At 42.2% G+C, this 2242-nt stretch carries 4 protein-coding genes; all 4 read left to right on the top strand.

Translation table 11 applies throughout. From position 1 onward, the window contains the following. Positions 1-134 precede the first annotated feature (134 nt). The gene (locus J7J01_06215; GenBank protein ID MCD6210470.1) at positions 135-1022 is read left to right on the top strand and encodes a radical SAM protein; all 888 of its coding nucleotides are present in this window, start codon (positions 135-137) and stop codon (positions 1020-1022) included. Between the two features lie 68 nt (positions 1023-1090). Further along, on the top strand, positions 1091-1555 hold the full coding sequence (locus J7J01_06210; protein MCD6210469.1) for a hypothetical protein: 465 nt from the start codon (positions 1091-1093) through the stop codon (positions 1553-1555). A gap of 152 nt (positions 1556-1707) precedes the next feature. Then, a complete protein-coding gene (locus J7J01_06205) occupies positions 1708-1926 on the top strand; it encodes a hypothetical protein (GenBank protein MCD6210468.1) in 219 nt (72 codons plus the stop codon). Continuing rightward, positions 1919-2137 (top strand): hypothetical protein, encoded by a 219-nt coding sequence (locus J7J01_06200; protein MCD6210467.1) that lies wholly within the window; start codon positions 1919-1921, stop codon positions 2135-2137. Before J7J01_06205 ends, J7J01_06200 begins: the two co-directional genes overlap by 8 nt. The last annotated feature ends 105 nt before the right edge of the window (positions 2138-2242 follow it).

Below are 2242 nucleotides of genomic sequence, written 5' to 3'. Positions count from 1 at the left end.
ATTATATTTGCCTGAAACGTTTGAAATATCTTCTTTTGCTATCATTCCCAAAGAGCATTTGGAGATACTGGTTCAAAAAGAAAGCTTTGTTTTACATATTCATATTCTCTGAAGGTACATAAACATAAATAACGATGTCAGTTCATTATCAACCAGTCGAATGTAAATCCTTTCTGCATCGTTTTAACAAGAAGTCCCTGCCGTTTAATTGGGGTGCAAATCCTTACCGCGGTTGTGAACATTCCTGCCCCTACTGTTTCGCACGCTACACACACGAATACCTCGGATACAACTCCAACACGGAGTTTGATAACAGGATACTTGTGAAAGTAAATGCAGCTGACGTTTTGGACTGGGAATTATCACGCTCCGGATGGAGACGCAAAACTGTTAATCTGGGTTCGGTTTGCGATCCGTATCAACCGGCGGAGAAGAAGTTTAAAGTCACAAGGCAAGTTCTGGAGGTTTTCGCGAAACACAAAAACCCGCTATTCGTTGGAACAAAATCGAATCTGATTTTGCGTGACAGTGATTTGCTCTCGGTTATGGCGAAACGCACGACAATAATCGTTTACTTTACAATAACAACGCTGGACGATGATATCCGCAGTAAAATCGAGCCGAGAGCCACCTCAACTGAAGAACGCCTCGATGCCGTGCAACAATTGTCAGATGCGGGCGTAACGGTTGGCATATTACTTATGCCGATATTTCCATATTTAACCGATGACTTCGAGAACATAAACGGCGTGGTAAAAGCGGTGAGAGATGCTGGTGCGAAAGATTTGGTCCCGGGAGTTTTGGACCTGAGGGCATCATGTAGAAGCCGTGTGTTGTCCCTCATCGAAGAAGAATTTCATGATTTGCTGCCAAAATATCTCGCACTTTATAAGACAGCGTACGCTCCAAAGGACTACGTTTGGAGAATCTATCGGGCTGTTGAAACCGCACGGAGGAAATGCGGGTTTAAAAAGTTAGAAATGCCTGTGCGCAGGGGAAAGCAGACGAGACTTGAGGTGTAGGTAGAAAATGCCGAAACGTATTTATTTGTCAATTGCAATAGATTTGAAATGAGGTGAAAAAAAATAGAATGGAAATACCAACTTTATCGGAAGAAGAGAAATGGGAGATGATGCGCGAGCTATTCGTGCTGAACAAGCAGATGGATATTGGCTTTATTATGCAAATGGGTGCGGAGAAGATGAGCGAATATTCGGAGATGACTGCACAGCGATATGCAGATATGTTGCGGGCGCAGGGCAAGGATAATGCAATCGGGTTTGCAATGAGTGAGGCGATAGTTCGTAAGAATCTAATGGGGAGCGATGTTGAAGTTGATGGAAATCCCAATGAAGCAACTTTGAATCTGAAGAGAGACGGTTTCTTGATGACGGCGATAAATCTAATAAAAAAAGGACTGTTGCCTATAAGTAAAGAGGATTTTCAAAGAGGATGCATTGAGGGCTATTTCAAACCAAGAGCGGAGAAACTGGGCATGGAATTGGACGTTGAATATACAGATGAAGGATACAGGATAAAGATAATCAAGAAGTAAACATGAAACATGAACCAATATTAAAGTTGCGGGATGCCTCTTGATGAAAAGACAACATCCGAATTCGACGGGTGGTATTGCATCCATTGCCAGAACCAGCAAAGCGATGGATTGGCAAGTAAGGAGCAGGTGAACGGGGTGTTTCCACATCTATGCTCAACACTGCAATCAACGCACTGAAGTTTTATTATGGCGAGGTTTTGAAGCGAAATTTTATCTATGAGATAATAAGGCTGAGGAAGTGGAAGGATAAGAAGTTGCCGGTGGTTTTGAGTCAGGAAGAAGTCTCTCAAATTCTTTCGTCCGTGAGCAACTTAAAACACAAAACAATCTTGATGCTTATATTATTCCGCGGGGTTAAGAGTGAGTGAGGTGGTGAAATTGAAGTCGGAGGATACTGACGTTGAGAGAAAAACTCATTCACATAAGAGGTGGAAAGGGAAGAAAAGGTCGCTACGCGATGCTTTTGGATGTAGCATTGGAAACGATAAAGAGATTAGACATCTACTGGAAGGCGGTACAGACCTGCGATATATCCAGGAGCTGTTAGGGCACAAAAGTTCGAAGACGACAGAAATATAATATATACCCATGTGAGTAATAAGGATATAGATAAGATAAAAATAAAAGTCCGTTGGATAGTTTGCAGATAAAAAGAGGGGAAGATAATTAAAAGGGGAGAAGTTC

The sequence above is a fragment of the Methanophagales archaeon genome (assembly GCA_021159465.1).
Lineage (GTDB): Archaea > Halobacteriota > Syntropharchaeia > Alkanophagales > Methanospirareceae > G60ANME1.
This window is presented reverse-complemented; position numbering and strand designations above follow the sequence as displayed.